A 234-nucleotide genomic window follows, 5' to 3' on the forward strand; every position below is an offset into this window, starting at 1 on the left:
GAGCGGCGTCGAGATGACGAACCCGATAGTAGCGCGTTAGCGCAGGTTATAGAAAGCCGATTTGCCCGGGTAGCTCGCGATGTCGCCGAGATCTTCCTCGATGCGCAGCAGCTGGTTGTACTTCGAGATACGGTCGCTGCGCGACAGCGAACCCGTCTTGATCTGACCGGCGTTCAGGCCGACCGCGATGTCCGCGATCGTCGAATCTTCCGTTTCGCCCGAACGGTGCGAGAT

General features: G+C 60.3%; 1 pseudogene. It reads right to left on the reverse strand.

The annotated features are described in order from the left end of the window. Nucleotides 1–36 precede the first annotated feature (36 nt). Nucleotides 37–234: pseudogene (gene eno / locus AAEZ09_RS29240) on the reverse strand (phosphopyruvate hydratase); the annotation flags it as partial.

Source organism: Pseudomonas sp. 65/3-MNA-CIBAN-0223 (genome assembly GCF_040310425.1).
Lineage (GTDB): Bacteria > Pseudomonadota > Gammaproteobacteria > Pseudomonadales > Pseudomonadaceae > Aquipseudomonas > Aquipseudomonas gregormendelii.